Origin of the sequence: Rhizorhabdus sp. (genome assembly GCF_018006725.1) — a bacterium.
GTDB lineage: Bacteria > Pseudomonadota > Alphaproteobacteria > Sphingomonadales > Sphingomonadaceae > Rhizorhabdus.
This window is the reverse complement of record NZ_JAGMXV010000453.1, coordinates 1-2,643: the sequence shown is the minus strand read 5'-3', so window position 1 is coordinate 2,643 and position 2,643 is coordinate 1. Positions and strand designations below refer to the sequence as shown.

Genomic DNA, 2,643 nt, shown 5'->3' with positions numbered 1-2,643 from the left:
AGACATGGCCCTTCATCGCAAACAGCAGCAGCGCAGCCGCATTGGTCGCGGTGTTGAGCAGCTTGGCACTGGCCGAGGCATGCAGGAAATCGAAACCCAGCAAGCGGACGAACAGGAAGACGAAGACGCTGCCGGTGCCCGGGCCGAAGAAACCGTCATAGAAACCGATAGCGCCGCCGACGGGCATATAGGCCTTTACGCCAAGTCTCTGATGAGCATCTTCGTCGTGCATGCGTGGCGACAGCACGATGTAGGCGGCCACCGCCAGCAGCAGCACGGGCACGATCAGGGTGAGCGCCTCGTTACCAACGGCCTGGACGACAATCGAGCCTAGCGCGGACAGGGCGGCGATGACCGCGACCGTCGGCGCGTAGGTGCGCCAGTCGATCATTCCCTTGCGGCTGAAATTCCAGCAGGCAGTGCCCGATCCGAAACTGCTCTGCAGCTTGTTCGTCGCGAGCGCCGCGATCGGCGGGATGCCGGCCCAGAGCATGGCGGGAATGGTGAGGAGACCACCGCCGCCTGCGATCGCATCGATGAAGCCTGCCACGAAGGCGACCATGGTGAGGATGGCGTAGGTGTCGAGGGCGAGATCCATGACGTAACGACCTGCCCGACCAGCCCAACCGGCGCAAGCCTTGGCAGGCGGGGCCGCCGGGCTTATGGGCCGCCCATGGAAAATCCGCGTTTCGAATTCGCCATACAGGCTGTCGATGGCAAAGCCCGCACGGGCAGCATCCGCATGAAGCGCGGCGAGATCCGCACGCCTGCCTTCATGCCGGTGGGCACCGCCGCCACGGTGAAGGCGATGAAGCCCACCGACGTCCGCGCGACCGGTGCGGACATCATCCTCGGAAACACCTATCATCTGATGCTGCGCCCTGGCGCCGAGCGCGTCGCACGGCTGGGGGGCCTGCATGAGTTCATGCGCTGGGAGCGGCCAATTCTTACCGACAGCGGCGGCTATCAGGTGATGAGCCTGTCGGCCCTGACCAAGTGTAGCGAGGAGGGCGTGTCATTCAAGAGCCATCTCGACGGCTCGTCGCACATGCTGTCGCCCGAGCGCTCGATCGAGATTCAGCGCCTGCTCGATTCCGACATCATCATGGCGTTCGACGAGCTTGTGCCGACCACCACCACGGCAAAGGAGCAGGAAGAGGCGATGCTCCGGTCGATGCGCTGGGCGCGTCGTTCCCGCGCCGCTTTTGACGCCGGGGGCGAGCATGCGGATCGCGCGGCGGTGTTTGGCATCCAGCAGGGCGCGCTCGACGAACGTCTGCGCAAGCTGTCGGCCGACGCGCTGCTCGACATCGGCTTCGATGGCTATGCGGTGGGCGGGCTGGCGGTGGGCGAGGGGCAGGAGGCGATGTTCGCCACGCTCGATTTCGCGCCCGGGCAACTTGACGAGGCGAAGCCTCGCTATCTGATGGGGGTGGGCAAGCCCGACGACATCGTCGGTGCTGTCGAGCGCGGTATCGACATGTTCGATTGCGTGCTGCCGACGCGGTCCGGCCGCAACGGCCAGGCGTTCACGCGCGAGGGGCCGATCAATCTGCGCAATGCGCGCTTCGCCGAGGATCAGGGGCCGCTCGATCCCGCCTGCGGCTGTCCCGTCTGCGGTCAGTACAGCAGGGCCTATATCCACCACCTGATCCGCGCGGGGGAAATCCTCGGCGCGATGCTCATGACCGAGCATAATCTGAGCTTCTATCAGGCCCTGATGGCGGACCTGCGCGCGGCGATTGTGGAGGGGCGCCTCAAGGCCTTTGCCGATGGTTTTCGCGCGGCCTATTATCGGACCGGCTGACGTCGGAACGGGGAACGCGCGAACGCGCTCCCCGCGCCTGGTCTGCCTCAGGGCATCAGCACGCCGTCGATGACGTGGATGACGCCATTCGACTTCGCCATATCCGCCGCAGTGATCTTCACCTTGCCGCCCTTGGCGTCGGTCAGCCACCACCCGCCGGCGGAATCCTTCCAGCCGGTCAGCGTCTCGCCCTGAACGGTCTTGAGCATCGCCTTGCCGCCATGCGCAGCGGCATTGGCGGCGATGTCGGCCGCCATCAGCTTGCCGGGCACGACATGATAAGTGAGGATCGACGTCAGCGTCGCCTTGTTCTCGGGCTTCAGCAGCGTGTCGACCGTGCCGGCGGGCAGCTTGGCGAAGGCGGCGTTGGTCGGCGCGAACACCGTGAAGGGGCCGGTGCCCGACAGCGTCTCGACCAGACCCGCCGCCTTCACCGCCGCGACCAGCGTCGTGTGGTCAGGCGAAGCGACAGCGCCGTCGACGACGGTGCCCTGATGGGCGCCATGATGATCGGCGGCCTGTGCGGCAGCGAATGGAATGGCGGCCGAAGCCATGAGCGCCGCGCCGGCAATCGCGCGGAAAAGCTTTTCTGACGTGATTTTCATCGTCTGCATCCTTCTTGAACACTTCGGGAGGGGGAAGTGCATCGAAGGAACGTGAGAAAGGTCGTAACGGATGCGGCGCTTCCCCAAAGGGCAGTGCCAGCAGATCTGCAACCGAAAACAAAAACCCCGCCAATCCAGAGGATTGACGGGGTTTATGGTGGGCGTGGCAAGGATTGAACTTGCGACCCCTGCGATGTCAACACAGTGCTCTACCACTGAGCTACACGCCCA

General features: G+C 64.9%; 3 protein-coding genes and 1 tRNA gene. 1 reads left to right on the top strand and 3 read right to left on the bottom strand.

The window, feature by feature from the left end; all coding sequences use genetic code 11:
* Positions 1-598: TSUP family transporter (locus KAY22_RS27715; protein WP_296626257.1), on the bottom strand; the 598-nt coding region annotated here is incomplete at its 3' end.
* A 75-nt stretch (positions 599-673) separates the two neighbouring features.
* Between KAY22_RS27715 and tgt the strand changes: the two genes are divergently transcribed.
* Positions 674-1,807 (top strand): tRNA guanosine(34) transglycosylase Tgt, encoded by a 1,134-nt coding sequence (gene tgt / locus KAY22_RS27710; protein WP_296626256.1) that lies wholly within the window; start codon positions 674-676, stop codon positions 1,805-1,807.
* Positions 1,808-1,854: 47 nt separating this feature from the next.
* On the opposite strand, the gene KAY22_RS27705 is transcribed toward tgt, so the two are convergent.
* A complete protein-coding gene (locus KAY22_RS27705; RefSeq protein WP_296626255.1) occupies positions 1,855-2,412 on the bottom strand; it encodes a fasciclin domain-containing protein in 558 nt (185 codons plus the stop codon).
* A 155-nt stretch (positions 2,413-2,567) separates the two neighbouring features.
* A tRNA-Val gene (locus KAY22_RS27700) sits at positions 2,568-2,642 on the bottom strand.
* Between the last annotated feature and the right edge of the window lies 1 nt (position 2,643).